At 51.8% G+C, this 17,970-nt stretch carries 16 protein-coding genes; 13 read left to right on the top strand and 3 right to left on the bottom strand.

Features of this window, described 5'->3' with window-relative positions; translation table 11 throughout:
• Window positions 1–77: 77 nt before the first annotated feature.
• Together Q2J39_RS08035 and Q2J39_RS08030 are read left to right on the top strand one after the other, a co-directional pair.
• Window positions 78–1,172 carry a CapA family protein gene (locus tag Q2J39_RS08035; RefSeq protein WP_288339989.1) on the top strand — a complete coding sequence of 365 codons (1,095 nt, stop codon included), beginning with the start codon at window positions 78–80 and terminating at the stop codon, window positions 1,170–1,172.
• Window positions 1,173–1,281: 109 nt separating this feature from the next.
• A complete protein-coding gene (locus tag Q2J39_RS08030; RefSeq protein ID WP_230266503.1) occupies window positions 1,282–2,268 on the top strand; it encodes a C39 family peptidase in 987 nt (328 codons plus the stop codon).
• 188 nt (window positions 2,269–2,456) lie between these two features.
• Here the strand turns inward: Q2J39_RS08030 and Q2J39_RS08025 are convergent, their stop codons facing one another.
• Window positions 2,457–3,377 (bottom strand): EamA family transporter, encoded by a 921-nt coding sequence (locus Q2J39_RS08025; protein WP_288339991.1) that lies wholly within the window; start codon window positions 3,375–3,377, stop codon window positions 2,457–2,459.
• Between the two features lie 252 nt (window positions 3,378–3,629).
• Between Q2J39_RS08025 and Q2J39_RS08020 the strand changes: the two genes are divergently transcribed.
• A complete protein-coding gene (locus Q2J39_RS08020; protein WP_230266504.1) occupies window positions 3,630–4,199 on the top strand; it encodes a TetR/AcrR family transcriptional regulator in 570 nt (189 codons plus the stop codon).
• Window positions 4,200–4,415: 216 nt separating this feature from the next.
• A complete protein-coding gene (locus Q2J39_RS08015; protein ID WP_288339986.1) occupies window positions 4,416–5,282 on the top strand; it encodes a MerR family transcriptional regulator in 867 nt (288 codons plus the stop codon).
• Window positions 5,283–5,427: 145 nt separating this feature from the next.
• On the opposite strand, the gene Q2J39_RS08010 is transcribed toward Q2J39_RS08015, so the two are convergent.
• A complete protein-coding gene (locus Q2J39_RS08010; RefSeq protein ID WP_288339984.1) occupies window positions 5,428–6,240 on the bottom strand; it encodes a polyphenol oxidase family protein in 813 nt (270 codons plus the stop codon).
• A 171-nt stretch (window positions 6,241–6,411) separates the two neighbouring features.
• On the opposite strand from Q2J39_RS08010, the gene hrcA reads away from it, so the two are divergent.
• The 7 genes from hrcA (at window position 6,412) to Q2J39_RS07975 (ending at window position 14,266) form a co-directional block, all read left to right on the top strand.
• Window positions 6,412–7,449 (top strand): heat-inducible transcriptional repressor HrcA, encoded by a 1,038-nt coding sequence (gene hrcA, locus Q2J39_RS08005; protein ID WP_230266507.1) that lies wholly within the window; start codon window positions 6,412–6,414, stop codon window positions 7,447–7,449.
• A complete protein-coding gene (gene grpE / locus Q2J39_RS08000; RefSeq protein ID WP_288339981.1) occupies window positions 7,442–8,032 on the top strand; it encodes a nucleotide exchange factor GrpE in 591 nt (196 codons plus the stop codon). The genes hrcA and grpE overlap by 8 nt, the downstream gene beginning before the upstream one ends.
• A 14-nt stretch (window positions 8,033–8,046) precedes the next feature.
• Entirely contained in the window at window positions 8,047–9,867 is a 1,821-nt protein-coding gene (gene dnaK, locus Q2J39_RS07995) for a molecular chaperone DnaK (protein WP_230266509.1), read from the top strand.
• Between the two features lie 287 nt (window positions 9,868–10,154).
• Window positions 10,155–11,291 carry a molecular chaperone DnaJ gene (gene dnaJ / locus Q2J39_RS07990; RefSeq protein ID WP_230266510.1) on the top strand — a complete coding sequence of 379 codons (1,137 nt, stop codon included), beginning with the start codon at window positions 10,155–10,157 and terminating at the stop codon, window positions 11,289–11,291.
• Between the two features lie 271 nt (window positions 11,292–11,562).
• Complete coding sequence (locus Q2J39_RS07985; RefSeq protein ID WP_288339980.1) at window positions 11,563–12,558, top strand: DnaJ C-terminal domain-containing protein; 996 nt, start codon at window positions 11,563–11,565, stop codon at window positions 12,556–12,558.
• A gap of 301 nt (window positions 12,559–12,859) precedes the next feature.
• Entirely contained in the window at window positions 12,860–13,438 is a 579-nt protein-coding gene (gene idi, locus Q2J39_RS07980) for an isopentenyl-diphosphate Delta-isomerase (protein ID WP_288339978.1), read from the top strand.
• Window positions 13,439–13,504: 66 nt separating this feature from the next.
• Window positions 13,505–14,266 carry a hypothetical protein gene (locus Q2J39_RS07975; RefSeq protein WP_288339977.1) on the top strand — a complete coding sequence of 254 codons (762 nt, stop codon included), beginning with the start codon at window positions 13,505–13,507 and terminating at the stop codon, window positions 14,264–14,266.
• Window positions 14,267–14,462: 196 nt separating this feature from the next.
• Here Q2J39_RS07975 and Q2J39_RS07970 read toward each other — a convergent pair whose 3' ends face one another.
• On the bottom strand, window positions 14,463–15,194 hold the full coding sequence (locus Q2J39_RS07970; protein WP_288339975.1) for a hypothetical protein: 732 nt from the start codon (window positions 15,192–15,194) through the stop codon (window positions 14,463–14,465).
• Window positions 15,195–15,413: 219 nt separating this feature from the next.
• Between Q2J39_RS07970 and Q2J39_RS07965 the strand changes: the two genes are divergently transcribed.
• Window positions 15,414–16,346: a DMT family transporter gene (locus tag Q2J39_RS07965; RefSeq protein ID WP_288339973.1), complete on the top strand. Its 933-nt coding sequence runs from the start codon at window positions 15,414–15,416 to the stop codon at window positions 16,344–16,346.
• A 406-nt stretch (window positions 16,347–16,752) separates the two neighbouring features.
• Window positions 16,753–17,748: a glycine betaine ABC transporter substrate-binding protein gene (locus Q2J39_RS07960; protein ID WP_288339971.1), complete on the top strand. Its 996-nt coding sequence runs from the start codon at window positions 16,753–16,755 to the stop codon at window positions 17,746–17,748.
• Window positions 17,749–17,970: the final 222 nt, after the last annotated feature.

Below are 17,970 nucleotides of genomic sequence, written 5' to 3'. Positions count from 1 at the left end.
AACTAGAAAGGCAAGGCACTGCTCACTTGTGAAGCTTAAGTGAACAGCATTGTGCGCCGACCACAAAAAATTCTCTCGTGTTTACCGGCGCAGGGGACAATCTTCTGCACGATCGTCTGTACACCACATTTGAAGAAAAATACGGAAACCGCCAATTTCTGAAACAGTACGATGCGCTCGTTCCGTATCTGGAAAAAAGCAATCTCAACTACATCAATCTGGAGACGCTTCTGGCCGGCGACGCCTACGGGTTCAGCGGGTATCCAGCGTTTAACGGTCCAAGCGAATACTTTGACGCGCTGGCGAAAGCCGGTTTCAACTGGATTTCCGCTGCGTCCAACCACACCCTCGACATGGGCGATCAGGCGGTAAAGGATGAACTCGCCTACGCCAGAGAACATGTCCCCAATGTCAGCGTCACCGGCATTCACGATTCGCAGGAAAATGCGGACACCCCGGTTGTACGCGAAATTAACGGGATCAAAGTCGGTCTGGCTACATTTACCTTCGGTCAGAACGCCAACGCGTGGCCGGCAGACGGCTGGCTGATCGACGCCTATCGGAATCCGGATTATTCCATTAACTACGATCTGCTTGATGCGCGGCTGGACGCGCTCAACGCAGCCAGCGACGTTCAGATTATTTCCGTTCACTGGGGAACGGAATACGAAACCGTTCCGAATGAAGAACAGAAAACGCTGGCGGCTTACTTCCATTCCAAAGGTGTAGAAGCGGTCATCGGAACTCATCCCCATGTGATTCAGCCTGTGGAAATGATTCATGACGAAAATCAGGAAACCCTCGTCTACTATTCGCTGGGCAACCTGCTTTCCGGTCAGGATACCAATGACCGAATGGTCGGCGGCATGGCCAGTTTCCAGCTCAATTACGATCCAGAAACCCAGAAAGCTTCGTTTGAAGACGTTCGCTTTATTCCGACCGTTACCCTCATCAACGACGCTGCCGATGAATTTGGTGTTACCGTCTACGACGATTACACCGATGAGCAGGGTGCAACGCATTACATCACGACTCAGAAAGGTCTGGATATGTCCAAAGCCTGGATTACGGACTACGTTCACTCGGTAATGGGCGAATCGACTGAAGACTATACCATCTGCATCGATACGGATCCTGCATGGAGTTCCGAACAGAAAAGTTCCGGGCAATAAGCCCGGCTTTTCACTCTCTGCAGGCCAAACCTGCTGCTATTGATGAATCCATCAAAGGAAAATCCAAACCATTTAAAACGCACAACCCTTAGAAAGTGAGAAAGCCGCTATGCCCGAAACCCGACCAACTCCCGCTAAAAAGAACGCTTCTCCTTCTCCTGCAAAAGCTGCCGGAGCACCTAAAGCGAAAAAGACACAAAAGAAGAAAAAACTCAGAACGGATCGCATTCTGATTCTCGTACTGGCCGCCTGCGTGCTTGTCGGCCTTTGCGGTTGGGGAATTTATGCCCTGACCAGAACGTTCTCTGGACAGGACCAGGAAACCGAACAGCAGCTCCCTGCGGTTTCTGCGGAAGAAATTGAAGCGATTCAAAAGCCAGAAGCCATTTCTCAGGAAACGTTTGATGCGCTCAAAACGCAGGCGCTATCGGATCCTGAGTCCCTGCCTTCCCGCCATGCCGCAAATCTGCTGGGTCATATTGAGGAATACGACGAAGACATTCTCGCCTTCTATTTGCGCGATGATGACCGCTATGAATTCGTAAGCCAGTGGCCAGACCGGGAAAACCTGCAGACTCCTGTGGCATCCCTTGAAGAAAGCCTTGAGACGGTTCCCGCCCTTTTACAGTGGGATCTGCGCTGGGGCTATCAGCCGTATGGCGATTCCATGATTTATGCGGCCGGCTGCGCGCCGACGACGATGTCGATGGTCGCTTCCTATCTCAATCAGGACGAGACGCTGACCCCAAGAAAAATTGCGGACTGGGCGGATGCGAGCGGTCAGTATTCGCCCGGTCAGGGCACGCTGTACACGTTCTTTACCGATGCGGCTGCCGAGTATGGACTGAACGTAGAATCCATTCCGGTGGATTCGGCTTCCATTGAAGACGCAGCGGCGCAGGGAAAAATCATGATTTTCCATCTGCTTCCCGGAACGTTTACCACGTTTGGACATTTTGTGGTCGTACCGGGCGTCGAAAACGGACGGCTGAAAATCAACGATCCCAATTCCATCGAACGCTCTTCCCACCTCTGGGATTACAGCCAGGTACTTCCGGAAACGGCGGCAATCTGGGCGTATTCCAAAGCGGAGTAGACACAACGAAAGACAGAGCGGCAGCACAAAGATAAACGAAAACGGTCTCTGCAGAGCCCGGGCGAGTGATCGCCATGGCCTGCAGGGACCGTTTCTCTTTTTGAAATGCGGTGTGACGAAACGAAAAACTTTAAAGCGCTTTTCGTAAAAATGACTTCGGATGGAAATTAGAAAACAGGGAAGTCTGCCTAAAGAAGCATGACGAGCGTACCGACGGTCAGAAGAAGCAGACCGGCCAGCGCTTTTTTGGAAAGCCGCTCATGAAAGACAATCCACGAAAAGAGGACGGTAACGAGAATGGACAGCTTGTCGATTGGAATGACAACGCTGGCCTGTCCCTGCTGCAAAGCGGCGTAAAAGCACAGCCAGCTTGCGCCGGTGGCCACGCCGGAAAGGCAGATGAAAAACAGTTCCTTTCTGGAAATATGGCGCAGGGTGTTCTGCTTTTTCGTCACGAAGACCATGACCCATGCCATGATCAGAACGACAATCGTTCGAATGGCGGTACCAAGATTGGAATCTACGTTTTCAATGCCGGCCTTGCCTAGAATCGATGTCAAAGAGGCGAAAACCGCCGAGGCGATCGCGTAAAGCAGCCAGCTTTTGGACGTACTGCTCTCTTTCTTGTTTGCGGTGTTTTTCTGCGGGGAAGCCCTGGCTTTTTTTCGACGCGCCAGATACTGGGCGAGCGGATCGGGATCGAGCATCATCCACGTTCCCGCCATAATCAGAACTGTACCGAGAATCTTATAGCCGGAAACCGTTTCGTGAAGGAGCAGAAACGAAAGAAGAATGGTCAGAACGACGCTCAGCTTATCGACTGCGGCAACCTGAGAAACCGGTCCGGTGGACAGCGCCTTAAAGTAGCAGAGCCAGCTGGCGCCGGTCGCCAGACCGGAAAGGACAAGAAACAGCAGGCTTTTCGGGCTGATCGAAGAAATCTGGCCGCCGACATGCGTGATCCAGACGATCAGCCAGGTAAACAGTAAAACAACAATGGTGCGTATGGCCGTAGCCGTAGTGGAGTCCGTCCGTCGAATGCCGAGCTTGGCCAGAATAGCCGTTACGCCCGCAAAGAAGGCGGAGCCAAACGCGTAAAGAACCCACATGATGATCACCTCGGCTCCATTTTAGGTCTGTTTCCTTTGCGGTGACGTCCGACAAACCGGAATCCGGCCAAACTCCTGGATTTTGACCGAGGAGCTCTGGCCGAATGAGAAGAAAGGATTATTCTGTTAATGAGGAGGTACGAAGCTGTCTAAAAAATAAAGCGTCTGGGACAAGCTTCCTGTACAATCATCTTCATAGCCAGAAGAAGGGAGAGTGCCGCAGAAACCTGTCGGCCTCAAGGGGAAAAGAGTATGAAGCAGACTCGAAAAGCAATTCAGGACGCGTATATCGCACTGTGTGAAAAGAAGCCTGCAGATAAGATCACGGTCAAGGAAATCGTGGAAATCTGCGGAATTAACCGGAACTCTTTTTATTACCATTTTGAAGATCTTCCCAGTCTGACCGTGTCTATCATGGAAGACCAGATCCGCCAGGCTATGTATGCGCCGGAGGTGGAAAGTCTTCAGGAAGGATTTCTGCGCTGCGCGCAGTGTTTTCAGGACAATATCGCCTTTTACCGGAATGTCTACTACTCCAAAAACCGTGAAGTGCTCGATTATCAGATCCGCTGTCTGATCGATGAAATGCTTGGACGGCTTCTGAACCACAGCCTGTTCGTGCATTACGATATCAGCGAGGAAGATCAGGAAATCATCACTTCCGTTTACCGTATGGAAATGCTGGGGCTGCTGTTTGGCTGGCTTCAGGAAGGCATGAAATACGATCTGCCCACCCGCTATCGCCGCGTATTTGAACTGCGCCGCGGGACCGCGGAAATGATGGCCCGGCGCGCCGACCGCTCCGGCCGCTGCGCGCACTGATCCACAAAAAAGAAATCGCGTCCTCCATAAGAAATCCAGGAGGCGGCAGCCAGTGACAGGCTGCCACCTCCTTTGTCATACTGGTGGGCAAAAAGCTGCAGATCTGCCCAGTCCGTTTTTCGGTGAAAGAAAAATTCAGAGCTTTTCGCCTGCTGCGCTTGCCTCTCCCGTCTGGGGAGGGATTACACTGAAGACGCTTACGCAAAGGAGCGATGCATGATCTCGATTGGAAAAATGCCACAGGCTTGTCCGATGAGCGTCAAAACGCTGCGCTGGTATGACCAGATTGGCCCGCTTCACCCGGAATATGTTGATGAGAAAACTGGGTTTCGCTGCTGTGCGCCCGAACAGATTGAGCAGATTCTGCTCATACGGCGCTATAAGCGCTTCGGCTTTTCGCTGCAGGAAATCGGCGAACTTCTGCAGGCGTCTCAAACACAGATTCAAAAGGCGCCTACCCATAAGCTTGAAGAGATGCAGATCCAGATCGAAAGCCAGCGCCAGAGACAGGAAGAAATTCGACAGATTCTTTCGGACAGGCCGGAAAGGATTTTTATGAACCGTACAACTGAACTGGTAAAAACCGAAAAGACACCGGTCTATGCACTCCATGCCGTTACGTCGATTGCTGAATACGGCGGACTGATGAGCCGCCTTTTTGAAGAAGCGGACAAAAAACAGCTCCGTCTGTGCGGCGCGCCGGGAACCCGGTATCTCGATCAGGACTTTAATCCGGAAAAAACGGAACTGGAAGTCTTCTTCCCCGTCTGCCCTGCCGGGCAGGCAAACGGGGAGATCGGCGGTGATTTGTGCGTTCGCGTTCTCCATACGGGAAACTACAGTACGCTCAGCGAATCGTATGGAGCGGCGCTGAAATGGATCGAAGAAAACGGCTATGCGATCGTCAATGCTCCCTATGAACTGTATTTGAGCGATCCTCGCACGGATCCAGATCCTGCAGACTGGAAAACCGAAATTTTTTCCGGTCACTCCAAAGTCGTAAGCGGACGCTCAACGGGATTTTGCCGGGCAACTCAGCCGGCTATGACAAAGTCGGAAAAGCAATCTTCCAGAAATCTATAGAATTACACGTCATAGAATGAAAAAAGAAGAGGTCTTTGCGAAATGCATCCAGAACGATCGGACCCATGTCCGATCGCATATCCGGCTTTCGTAAAGCCTCTTTTTGCGTTTAACAAATTTCTGTTTTCCAAAAGCAGCAAAGGATTTACTTCGCAGTTGACGGTTTTTCCTTTGAGGAGTCGATGTAAATCCAGGAAAAATGTTCGCCGCAGTTTCGACCGTCGCGCCGATAGGAAAAACATTCTGGGGACGTTTTCGTATCGGTCGAACTGAGGTGAATGTTCTCTGCGGGAATTCCGTATTTCTGGAGCATGTGGATCTGCAGCGCCTGATGATCGATCAGAAAACGGCCGTTTTCCTGCGGAAAGATGACATCGCTTAAATCGAGATCGTATTCTTTCGCCATTTTTTCAAACGCTTCGACGACATCTTCCTGCACTTCAAAGGAATCTTTCATCAGCGAAGGCGAAAAGCGAACCTGAAGCGTAGCGGGATGGAGCAGTCCATCCTTTTTTAACGCCTCGAGAAGGTGAATCAGAATCGCCTGAGCCGTTCCGCGCCAGCCGGAATGGACAGCTGCGACGAAGGGCACGGCGGGATCGTAAAGAAGAATGCCAAGGCAGTCGGCCGTAAAGACGCCGATGAGCACGTCTGGATCGGTCGTATACAGACCGTCGGTTTCCAGAATGGAACTTTCTGCTTCCAGCGCACCGCGGCCGCGATCCTGCGCAGAAACGCGAATAACTCGGCCTGTATGTTTCTGCCAGGCGAGCACCCAGTGATCAAGAGGAAGGGTATCCTGAGCGAGCAGCACTCTCGCATTTAAAACGTCTTCGGGATTGTCGCAAATATGGAGGGCGAGACTGCCGCGCTCCGGGACTTCGGGCGTTTGGAGTGTATAACCGCCATGGATGGCGGAACATGAAAATGGTTCAAGATTCAGATGATTTCTGTTCATGAATTCAGTATATAGCGTCGGTAATCCGACAGGCATTTGAATAGGCAAAGGGTAACGGTACTGTCAGAATATTCATAGATAGCACTTGAGGCTTGCATCTGCCAAAACCTGTGCTATCATTATTAGCAGTTGAACAGATTGAGTGCCAAATATGAGATTGGAGTGGGAATCATGGATCTGACACAACGACAGAAAGCCATTCTCAAAGCGCTGGTCGAACAGTTCACGTACACCGCTGAACCGGTCGGTTCCAAGACTCTGATGTCTCTTCTCGATTTCTCGGTCTCCTCAGCTACGATTCGAAATGAACTCGCGCTGCTTGAAAAAGAGGGTCTTCTTGAGAAAACACATCTTTCAAGCGGCAGAATTCCGGCACCGAAAGGTTATCGCTATTATGTAGAAAACCTGATGGAAATTTCGCTCGATCCGCAGATGGAAGAAGCTTTACGAAAAGTCTTTTCGAAGCGGCAGGGGTCCCTCGAAGATGTAACGCGCATCAGCGCATCGATCCTCGCGGACATGACCCATCTGACGTCGATGGTCATCGAACCGGCTGCCCATGAGCAGACGCTCATCCAGCTGTCTCTGATCCCAATCAGCGAAAAACAGGCCGTAGCCGTGGTCATCACGAACACCGGCCATACTGAACATCGGATTTTCCATTTCGATGGCGACGTATCGCTTGAAGATCTCAAGCGGTGTACCGCGCTTCTCAATGAGAGGCTGACCGGTACGCCAATCAGTGAACTGACAAAACGCTTTGAATCGATTCGACCGGAGTTTTCCGCCATGGTCGGAAGAAGCGAAGTCCTCTTCGAGGCATTTGCTTCCGCCGTCATGGGATTTACCCATTCAAACTCCACCGTCTGCGGAAGAGCGAACATGCTCGCCCAGCCGGAATTCCAGAATATGCCAAAGCTCGAAGAGCTGATGCGGATTCTGGAAAATGAGCATCTGTTTCATGAATGGGCCGGCGATCCGGACAATGTGCAGACGGTCATCTCGCCAAGAAACAAGCTGATTCAGATTGGCGACTGTTCCATCGTCACGTCCGCCTTTGACGCGGGCAAGGACGAGCAGGGACAGCTGATGGTCATCGGCCCGAACCGAATGCCGTATTCAAAAGTAATCGCTCTGATGGACTGTCTGTCCGAATTCATTGAAAAACGATTCGGACCCGGACAAAAAGGAGGAGGACAGGATGAGTAAAAATCAGTCAAAGAAACCGCAGAACAAGCCGGTACAGCCTGAAGTCCAGGAAGAAAAAGACCTGGAACCGACTGAAGCCGCCCAGCCCGATGTGGAAGCCGAAGCGGTTTCGGACGATCCGATCGATAGCCTGAACAAGGAAATCGATTCGCTTCAGCAGGAACTTGTCGACAGTAAAAACGCTCTGCTTCGTGCATACGCGGATACCGACAATACCCGCAAGCGTCTGCTTCGGGAAACCGAACAGGCAAAGAAATACCGATTCCAGTCGGCAGCTCTCGAGCTGCTCCCGATTCTCGATAACCTGAACCGGGCTCTGGACGTAGAACCTTCAAACCCCGAAATGGAAAACTTCCTCAAGGGATTTGACATGATCCGGACGCAGTTTATCAACGCCCTGACCAATGAAGGTGTTACGGAAATTAACGCCGAGAGCCAGCCCTTTGACCCGAACCTGATGCAGGCTCTGCAGACAGAGAAAAAAGAAGGCGTCGAACCGGGCCAGGTTATTGAAGTACTTCAGAAAGGCTACAAACTCAAGGACCGCCTGCTGCGGCCCGCGCTCGTTAAAGTGAGCGAATAAGGAGGAACATATATATGAGCAAGATTATTGGTATTGACCTTGGTACAACCAACAGCTGCGTAGCAGTCATGGAAGGCGGCGAGCCAAAAGTAATTCCAAACCCGGAAGGAAACCGCACAACTCCGTCTGTCGTTGCCTTTAAGGACGACGAACGTATCATCGGTGATTCCGCAAAACGTCAGGCGATCACCAACCCGAACGTTATCGCTTCGATTAAACGTAAAATGGGTACTTCCGAAAAAGTAAATATCGACGGCAAGGAATACACCCCTCAGGAAGTTTCCGCCATGATCCTGCAGTACCTGAAAACGTATGCAGAAGAATACCTTGGCGAACCGGTAAAACAGGCTGTCATTACCGTTCCGGCTTACTTTAACGACGCACAGCGTCAGGCAACCAAAGATGCCGGCACCATCGCCGGTCTGGAAGTTGAACGTATTATCAACGAACCGACCGCAGCAGCTCTTGCCTACGGTATCGACAAAGATAAAAAAGAACGCAACATCCTCGTATACGACCTCGGCGGCGGTACATTCGATGTCTCCATCCTGAACATCTTCGAAGGTGCATTCCAGGTTCTGGCTACCAACGGGGATACCCACCTGGGCGGCGATGACTTCGATAACGTAATCGCTGACTGGATGGTTGAACAGTTCAAGAAAGACAACGGCATTGACCTGCGTCAGGACAAACTGGCTATGCAGCGTATTAAAGATGCCGCAGAAAAAGCGAAGAAAGACCTGTCCTCCACAATGCAGGCAGCCATTTCTCTGCCGTTCCTGTCCGCTGGTCCTGCCGGCCCAATCCACTTTGACGCTACGCTGACCCGCGCAAAATTCAACGAAATGACTAAAGACCTCGTTGAACGCACAATCACCCCGATTAACAACGCGCTGAAAGACGCTGACCTGACTACATCCGAAATCGATGAAGTTCTGCTGATTGGCGGATCCACACGTATCCCGGCTGTTCAGGAAGCCGTTAAGAAAGCTACTGGCAAAGAACCGAACAAGTCCGTTAACCCGGATGAAGCCGTTGCCATCGGTGCCGCTATTCAGGGTTCCGTTATCGCCGGCGATCTGAAAGACGTTGTACTGCTCGACGTTACTCCGCTGACGCTGGGTATTGAAACGGCCGGCGGCGTTATGACTCCGCTGATCACCCGCAACACTACCATTCCTACACACAAATCCCAGATCTTCTCGACCGCTGCGGACAACCAGCCTGCTGTTGACATCAAAGTCCTCCAGGGTGAACGTCCAATGGCTGCCGACAACAAGGAACTCGGCAACTTCCAACTGAGCGGAATCGCTCCGGCTCGCCGCGGCGTACCTCAGATCGAAGTTTCCTTCGATATCGACTCCAACGGTATCGTTAACGTAACCGCAAAGGATAAAGCGTCCGGCAAGGAACAGAAGATCGTCATCCAGAACTCCAATGGTCTGAGTGAAGAAGAAATCGACCGCATGGTTAAGGATGCGGAAGCCAACAAGGCAGCCGACGAAAAGCGTAAAGCGGAAGTCGAAACCCGTAACAAAGCCGACGGCTTCATTGCCCAGATCGACGCCATGCTCGAAGACGACAAGGATAAGATCCCGGAAAAAGAAGCCGGCGAACTGAAGAACCTGCGCGACGACCTGCAGAAAGCCCTCGACGAAAACGACATGACCAAAGTCGAAACTCTGCTCAGTCAGCTCGAAAAGGCAGCTCAGGCAGCCAGCCAGGCGATGTATCAGCAGCAGGCCAGCGCTTCCCAGAACACCCAGTCTTCTGACGGAAACACCGGCAGCTCCGATGATGATGTCGTAGACGCTGAGTTTACGGAAAAGAAATAAGCTGTTAAGCTTCGTTAGTATTCAAAGACTGCAGGATTTTCCTGCAGCCTTTTTTCAAGAGAAAGAGAGACAGTCTTTCAAGTCGAAAAACAGCGCGCACACGCTGGCTGTCGCTTTTTCTTACAAATGCAGAGGATTTGAAAGCGAATCGTCTGCGGCAGGCACAATGAATCGCGGACGATGCACACGCCCGTTAAAATCAGACTGCAAACCAGAACGAAACCAAAATCGCAGACCGAAGGGAAGAACACGCCGTATTCTGGCTGCGACAGAAAGAGGGGAAGTATATGGCAGGTGAAAAAAAGGACCTGTATGACATTCTTGAAGTTTCCCGCACCGCCACGCAGGAAGAAATCAAGAAAAGCTACCGTCGTCTAGCCAAGAAATACCATCCGGATATTTACAAAGGAGACGACGCCGAAGAACGCTTCAAGGAAATCAACGCGGCTTATGAAGTGCTCAGCGATGAACAGAAACGAGCAGCATACGACCGCTACGGAACGACCGACGGAAATCCGTTTGACAGCTTCAGCTCCTTTGCGGGAGCCGGCGGCGATCCGATTTCCGAAATGCTTCGTCAGATGTTCGGCGGCGGAGCCGCCTCTGGATATAGCGGCTACAGCAGCGGAAGCCGCGCAAAACCGCGCCCGCAGAAAGGCGAAGACTTCGTCCGCAACATCGACATCAGCTTCATGGACGCCATCCATGGCGCGACGATCGAAGTGCCGATTGAATACGAAGCGCCATGCGAACACTGCCATGGAACCGGTGCGGAAAACGGCAAGATGAAAACGTGCCCGGGCTGCAACGGGACAGGCCGGCGCGTGGAAGTGGTCGACACATTCTTTGGACGCATGCAGCAGGAAACCGGATGCAGCACCTGCCAGGGCACTGGACAGATTCCAGAAGAAAACTGTCATGAATGCCACGGCAACGGCTACGAATACCGCAAGATTCGTCTGAACGTCAAGATTCCAAAAGGCATCAAGACCGGAACGCAGGTCCGCATCCCCGAAAAAGGCGGACGCGGCTATAATGGCGGCCCCAACGGCGACCTGTATCTGAACGTCAGCGTTCTGCCTGATCCGACGTTCAAGCGCGTCGGCGATGATATTTACACCGCCATTAAAATCGATGCACTTGACGCCATTCTCGGCTGCACCCGCAAGGTGCCGACCGTCAACGGCGAGGAAGATCTCACCATTCAGGCCGGGACGCAGCCCGATCAGCGCTACCGCATGAAAGGCAAGGGCGTGGAAACTGACCGGCACACCGGCGACCAGCTCGTTACCGTTCAGATCGAAATCCCGCGCCGTCTCAGCGAGCACGACCGTCAGCTCTACGAGGAAATCCGCGGTTCCAAATCCGAACCGAAACCCTTTGAGAAGATCAAGGATTTCTTCAGCGGAAAGAATCAGGATTAATTCAAAGCTCTGCACATTCGCGCAAATCGAAACGGTCGCAGACCATAATTTCCCTTTGAAAAAAGGAACGCCAGCCGTCCCTGCCTGCCTCGTGCCGGTGCGGACGGCTTTTGGCTTTGGCGTTTCAGGCTACAGAAAAAAAGAATCTGGCGTGCGGGGAATCATGGTCAAATGAGAGTGCCTTTTGCGCGAAATAATCAAAAATAAAAGAGGACAGAAACATCAATGCAAAGTGTCCAGAAAAGCCGATGGCTTTTGGAAAGGACGGACTATGGCGGATAATAAAAGACTGTATGACATTCTGGGTGTCTCCCCGGATGCCTCAGATAAGGAAATTAAAAAGGCCTATCGCAAACTGGCGATGAAATACCATCCGGACGTCAATAAGGATCCGGATGCCGAAGAGCGATTCAAGGAAATTAACCTGGCGCATGAGACGCTTTCCAAACCGGAACGGCGTGCGCTTTATGATAAATACGGCGAAGCGGCCCTCGATCCAAACTTCAATGAGGACGTTTACAACGCCTACGCCGGCAACGGCTTTGGACCAGGCGGCGGAGGAGGCTTCAGTTTTGAAGATCTCTTCCGGCAGGCCGGCGGTTCTTCTTCCGGCGGATTTGGCGGCAGTCAGGGCGGCTACAGCTCCTTTGGCGGCGATTTCTCCGATCTGTTTGGCGGCGCGTTTGGCGGATTTGGCGGCGGCGGCCGGCAAAGAGAATATCCGGCAAAAGGCGAAGACCGTCATGGATCGATTACGGTCGATTTCATGGATTCGATTCGCGGTACCACTTCAAGCATTACGTTCAATGTGACCGAGCCGGATGTATCGGGCAATTATACGACCCATCCGATTACGCTCGATGTTAAGATTCCTGCTGGCATTCGAGACGGCCAGAAGATTCGTATTCCGGGCAAAGGCGAACCGGGCATTTACGGCGGTGCGCCAGGCGATCTCTATCTGGAAGTCAAAGTTCGTCCGGACAAAACGTTCAGCCGGAACGGCAACGATATCGAAGTCGAAGTGGCTGTCGATGCCATCGCGGCTGCGCTCGGTACGCAGGTCGATGTACCGACCCTTGACGGCTCGGTAACGATGAAAGTGCCTGCCGGCATTCAGTCGGGTCAGAAGCTTCGTCTGCGCGGCAAAGGCGTCAAGACAGGATCGGGTACGGGTGATGAACACGTCAAAATCAAAATCACCGTTCCAAAAGATCTCACCGATGCCGAACGCGAACTGCTCGAAAAATTCCAGCAGCTGCGCGGCTAAACGAAATTCGGGCTTTATCCCTTTTCGATTTCTATTGCATTTTCCTTCATTTCTTCAGTTTTCTCTGCAAAAAAGGCGTCCAGTTCGGGCGTCTTTTTTAACAGGTCAATTCGGCATCCTCTTTCGGGGCTCTTCTGAAAACCGTTCGGGGCCTCCCGTTTTTTCCTGTCCGAAAAAAATCCGGCACAGGGGCAAATGCAAAAGAAGCGCAGAGAAATCCAATCAGCGAAAAGAATGCAGCGGGAAAGAAGATGTCTGATATGGTGAAGATACAGCCGGCGCACAAAAGGAGAAGTAGACCATGGCCAATGAAAACGAACTGATTCTTGTCGATATTTTCGATCAGCCGATCGGAACGGGCGAAAAGGAAGCTGTCCACCAGAAAGGATTGCTGCACCGGGCCTTTTCGGTTTTCGTCTGTCATGACGGAAAAATGTTAGTGCATCGAAGAAATCCGAACAAATACCATTCCGGAGGCCTGTGGACCAACGCCTGCTGCTCCCATCCGCGTGCCGGAAAAACACTGGAACAGTCCGTGGAAGAACGCCTTCAGGAAGAACTCGGCGTTTCCTTTCCGGTAGAAGAACTGTTTCATTTTGTGTATCGCAGCGTGTTTGAAAACGGACGGATCGAATATGAATTCGATCATGTATTTATCGCGGACTATGCCGGAGACTTCGCTCCCGATCCAGAGGAAATTGCTGAGTTGAAGTGGATCGATTTTGAAGAACTGAAAGAAGACCTGACGCACCATCCCGAACGCTATTCGGTCTGGTTTCAGATTGCGGCGCCACGGGTTCTGGAAATGCAGAAAACTCCAGAAGGAGCCAAAGAAGAAACCGGCCATCCAGGGTGCAAAAAGGAAACGGCTGAAAAATGACTTTGTCGGCTAAAAAAGAAGCCAAAGAATGCAGGAACGCTATAATAACCAAAACGAGGTAAAAGAATGAACGAAAATAAGGAACCGGCACAGACACCTGTCGAAAAAGAGCCGGAAAACGAAGCAACAGAAACCGTTGAAGTTACGATTGTAGAAGACACGCAGACCGGAATGATCGAAGGGGAAAGCGTCGATCATTCGCAGACACTGGCGGAAATCGATCAGCTCGATCAGGCGATTGCCAAGGACATGAAGCTGTATAAAGCCTCCCTCTGGGCGGTCGGCATTCTCGTCGGCCTGTATCTGCTTTGCCTGTTCGTATTCAAGACCGGAGTACTCATCGTCTGCATTCTCATGATTATCGCGGCGGTCATGAATACCCGCTATTCCCGACGCGTACAGAAAGCCGCTACCAAACGCGCCAAACTCAAAAAGTCTCTGGAAAATCCGCAGCCTGCACAGAGCACAGCCGATGGAAACGGACTGGAAATCGGTACGGACCGCAGCGATGAAGCCATCGTGACTGATGTAAAATCGCTGAACGAACTGCCAAAGGAATACACCGTTCTCGACCACGTGAAACTCGGGGATACGGATGTGGAAAACATTGTCGTTTCGCCATACGGCATCGCCGTCGTCGGTGAAGAAAGCGTTCGCCCGCAAATTGAAGCCATTCTGGCCGAAGCCAATGCGGACAGCCCGATTTTCTTCTATTCCGCCGATCTTCCCGTAAACGATCTGGCTGGAAAGATCCAGATGGAAAAAATCGTCGTATTAAGCGAGCAGCAGATCATGTCGGTTCTTCAGAAACTGCTTGGCCTGCGCTAGAGCGAAAAACAAAAAACTAAAAACACACGATAAAAACACGAAAGCGGCTTTGTCCAGATTCTCCCAAACCGATCGGGGGACAGACAAAGCCGCTTTTTTGAATAGACGAAAAGTACGGCAAAGATGACACGAAAAAAAGCCGCAGCCCCGAGCAGATGCGGCTTGTAAATCTGGAAAACAGGAATGTTTCTGCGATTCAGACGCCTGCAGCGTTTGACTTAGAATCTGCGCTGCCGTTTTTACGGGCAGCTTTATACGCTGGATAGAGGGCACTGCCGCAAAGCAGAGCGGCGACAAGCAGAAGCAGAATACGGAACGCGTTGTCCCATCCAAAGATGGCCGACCAGCCATAGGCGAAAAACAGGAAGACGAGAACGGCGGCGCAAAGTCCGATCCACAGCATCGTCTTTTTTGCCTGAAGCTGGATGTAAAACGCCCAGGCCAGCCAGGCATACAGAACGATCATGCAGAGCGCTTCGCCAAGATGGAGCCATACAGCCGAAACGTTTACGGCATCAATGACCGACTGGGCGCTCATCAGCGCGTTGAGCGAATCGAAGCCGTTGAAAATAGCGCCTTCCATCACGCCGTACGTCAGTCCAAACAACAGCGCGAAGCTTTGCGGGCCGCCCTTTTTCAGAAGGTGACGATCGTACAGAAGGAACACCGCGCAAAGGTAGACCGCCTGCAAAACGGTATAGAGCATGGCGACCGCAGCCGGCGATTTCGTCAGCTCGATAAACCAGCTTTGCGAAGCGAAGAGCATCGGCATGATCAGCCGAAACAGAATCAGGTAGAGCACCTGGTATAAGGCGCCATACACCATTGGACGCCATGCGGTTTCGTGGGTGTAGCCGTAGACGCAAAGCACGATTAACGGGATGAGCAGAAGAACCAGGCAGGAAACGAGTAAAGTGAATGCAGTCATGGAAATCCCCAATCTTCGGCCGGATCTTTCTTGTCCAGTTTTTGAAAACTGTCTCGCGGCCGCAGTATTCTGCCCGTAGTATACCTGCGGGCAGAAGCGCAAAAAGACAAAGCTGACCGAAAGAAGCGCCTCTGTCCGGCAGATCCTTTTGGAAAAATCGAAATCGGATACAATGGACAGAGCCGCTTTTTAAACAGCCGGTCGAAAGGGGATTGTATCATGAGCGAAGAGGCAAAAGGGAAAACGGAATCGAATGCGCGCGGCCGTCTGTGGGCCGGTGCGCTGCTTTGCTGCGGACTGTGGGGTCTTGCCCCGGCCCTCATTAAAATGGGCTATCAGACGCTGCATATTGAAACGACAGGAACCATCGTTCTGTTTGCGGGTGCCCGCTTTTTTCTGGCGGGGCTGCTCGTCCTCGCGTTTTATTCGATGCAAAATCGCTCCCTGCCAAAACTTCGAAAAGAAGCCCTCGGACCGATTTGTGTTCTCGCTCTGTTTCAGACGTTTGGCCAGTACTTCTTTTATTACATGGGAGCCGCTCACGCGTCCGGCATGATGGTTTCGGTTCTTTCCGGCATGAGCGCTCTGCTGGCGCTGTTGTTTTCCGCCCTCGTCTTTCGTCTGGAAAAGATGACCTGGATGAAAGCGGCGGGATGCATTGTCGGCTTTCTGGGCATTCTGCTCATGAACCTTTCACCTTCCGGCTTTCAGTTTTCCCTGCAGGACGAAGGCATGATTTTTCTTTCGCAGGTTTCAAGTGCCCTCTCGGCGGTCTTCATTCAAATCTTCTCCCGGAAAAATTCGCCCGTTGTGCTTTCGGGCTGTCAGTTCGTTCTGGGCGGTTCGGCTCTGATGGCACTGGGCCTTTGTCTGCCGGATCATGGCGTGAGCTGGAATGCGCAGGGCCTGCTCATTCTTCTGATTCTGGCGCTCGTCTCCGCTGGCGCCTACAGTCTGTGGGGCGTCCTGCTCTCACGCTATCTGGTCTCTTCGGTCAGCGTCTTTGGCTGCACGATCGGTCTGTTTGGCGTGCTGTTTTCGGCGCTGATTTTAAAAGAGAGTCTCAGCGCAAGGCTGATTCTGGCCGCTCTGGTCACCAGCTTTGGCATTTACATGGTCAATGCCCGTCTGCCGCAGAAGAAGAAGCGATAATAAAATCGATACGAGAAGCGACGCGAGAAGCAATACAAGAAGCAATACAGGAAGCACAACGAGAATCGAAACGTGAAGCCATGCGAAAAACTGCGTACGAAAAAGCGGCAGGTGCCTGTTTTCTGGAGAGTCTCACAAACCGATTTTTCTGCGCCCGGCTTTTAGGAATGTTTTTGGGAATATAAGAAAAGCGCAAAGATACCATAAAGATAAAAGATACCGTAATGATAAATGATATAAGAAAGACGGGACGGGCCTCTTACGGTGTAAAAAGAGAAAAACTATATAAAAACTATATATAAAACGATATATAAAAGGATATATAAGAACTACAGATCCGTAACGAATCCAAAAGCGCAGAGCGCAGGGCTGCGAACTGCGGCTTCAGGCAGAAAGGAGAATCTTTATGCATTGGAATCTTCATAAACCAGACGCAAATCCAAAAAGAAAGGCGAAAGCGGGCCAATCGAGCCGGCTTTCATTTTCGCGCTTTGTCCATCGAAGCGTTTCTCTTCTGATCTGCCTGATGCTTACGGCGACGATGACTGCCGGCTGTGCGAAAGAAAAAAAGCCGGTGCGCATCGGGATGACTGACAGCATTTCCACCCGTCTGGTCGGCTGGATGGTCGCGGCCATGGCGGAACACGAAGGCATCGAATGCATCATGGAAGAAGTGCCCGGAGGCATTTCCAACCTGCAGCCGCCATTAGAGAGCGACAAGCTGCAGATCGGCGTCGAGCTGGCGCAGTCGGCCTGGAAATCCGTGCTCAATGAGCGCGGCGTGTATACGATTCAGGATCTGAGCACGCTGGAACAGGCGTACGACAAGCGCGGTCTCGACTGGTTCGCCCTCGATCACGCCGACGATAAATACACGATCGCCATTTCCAAATCGCTGGCTAAAGAGAAAAACATCCAGACGCTCAGCAATCTGGCCAAATACAGCGACAGCCTCGTTCTTGGCGCGCCGACGCAGTATTTCCAGGATGCCGACGGCTATCCCTGGCTGAATGCGCAGTACGGCAATTCCTTCAAGACGGCCGTCAATCTGCCGACCGATCTGACCGCGGACGCTCTGCGAAAAGGCAAAGTCGACGCGATCCCGATTCATACCCTCGACGGTCTTTTGCGCAAGGATGAACTGTACGTTCTTGAAGACGATCTCAACAGCTGCCCGCAGTCGCAGCTTGGCGTGGTCATCACACAGTCCGCGCTCGAACAGTATCCAGAGCTTTCCGAAATCTGTCAGAAGCTCAGCCGCGAGCTGACCGGCGAAAAGCTGACCTTTTACGGCCGTCTGGCGGTGTATGGTCTGGCCAGTGAAGAAGAGGCGGCGCTGCAGTTTCTGAAAGCCAGAGATCTGATCGTTGAAGATCCCGCCGCAGTGGAAAGCGTTTCCTAATCTTCAATCCAGCCAGAGTAATTCAGAAATCCGTTTCAAAAAATTTTTTCTGACGCAAACTATTTCAGGAAAATGTCAAAAGGAACAGTAAGCATTTACGGACAAATCAGCAGGCGTTCGCGCCTGCTTTTTTACTGAGCCTTGGCAAGTACTAATTTTTTGTAATTGTGCAATGCTGTTCACTTAAGCTTCACAAGTGAGCAGTGCCTTGCCTTTCTAGTT

The organism is uncultured Allobaculum sp. (genome assembly GCF_948576815.1).
GTDB classification, from domain to species: domain Bacteria; phylum Bacillota_I; class Bacilli_A; order Erysipelotrichales; family Erysipelotrichaceae; genus Allobaculum; species Allobaculum fili.
This window is presented reverse-complemented; position numbering and strand designations above follow the sequence as displayed.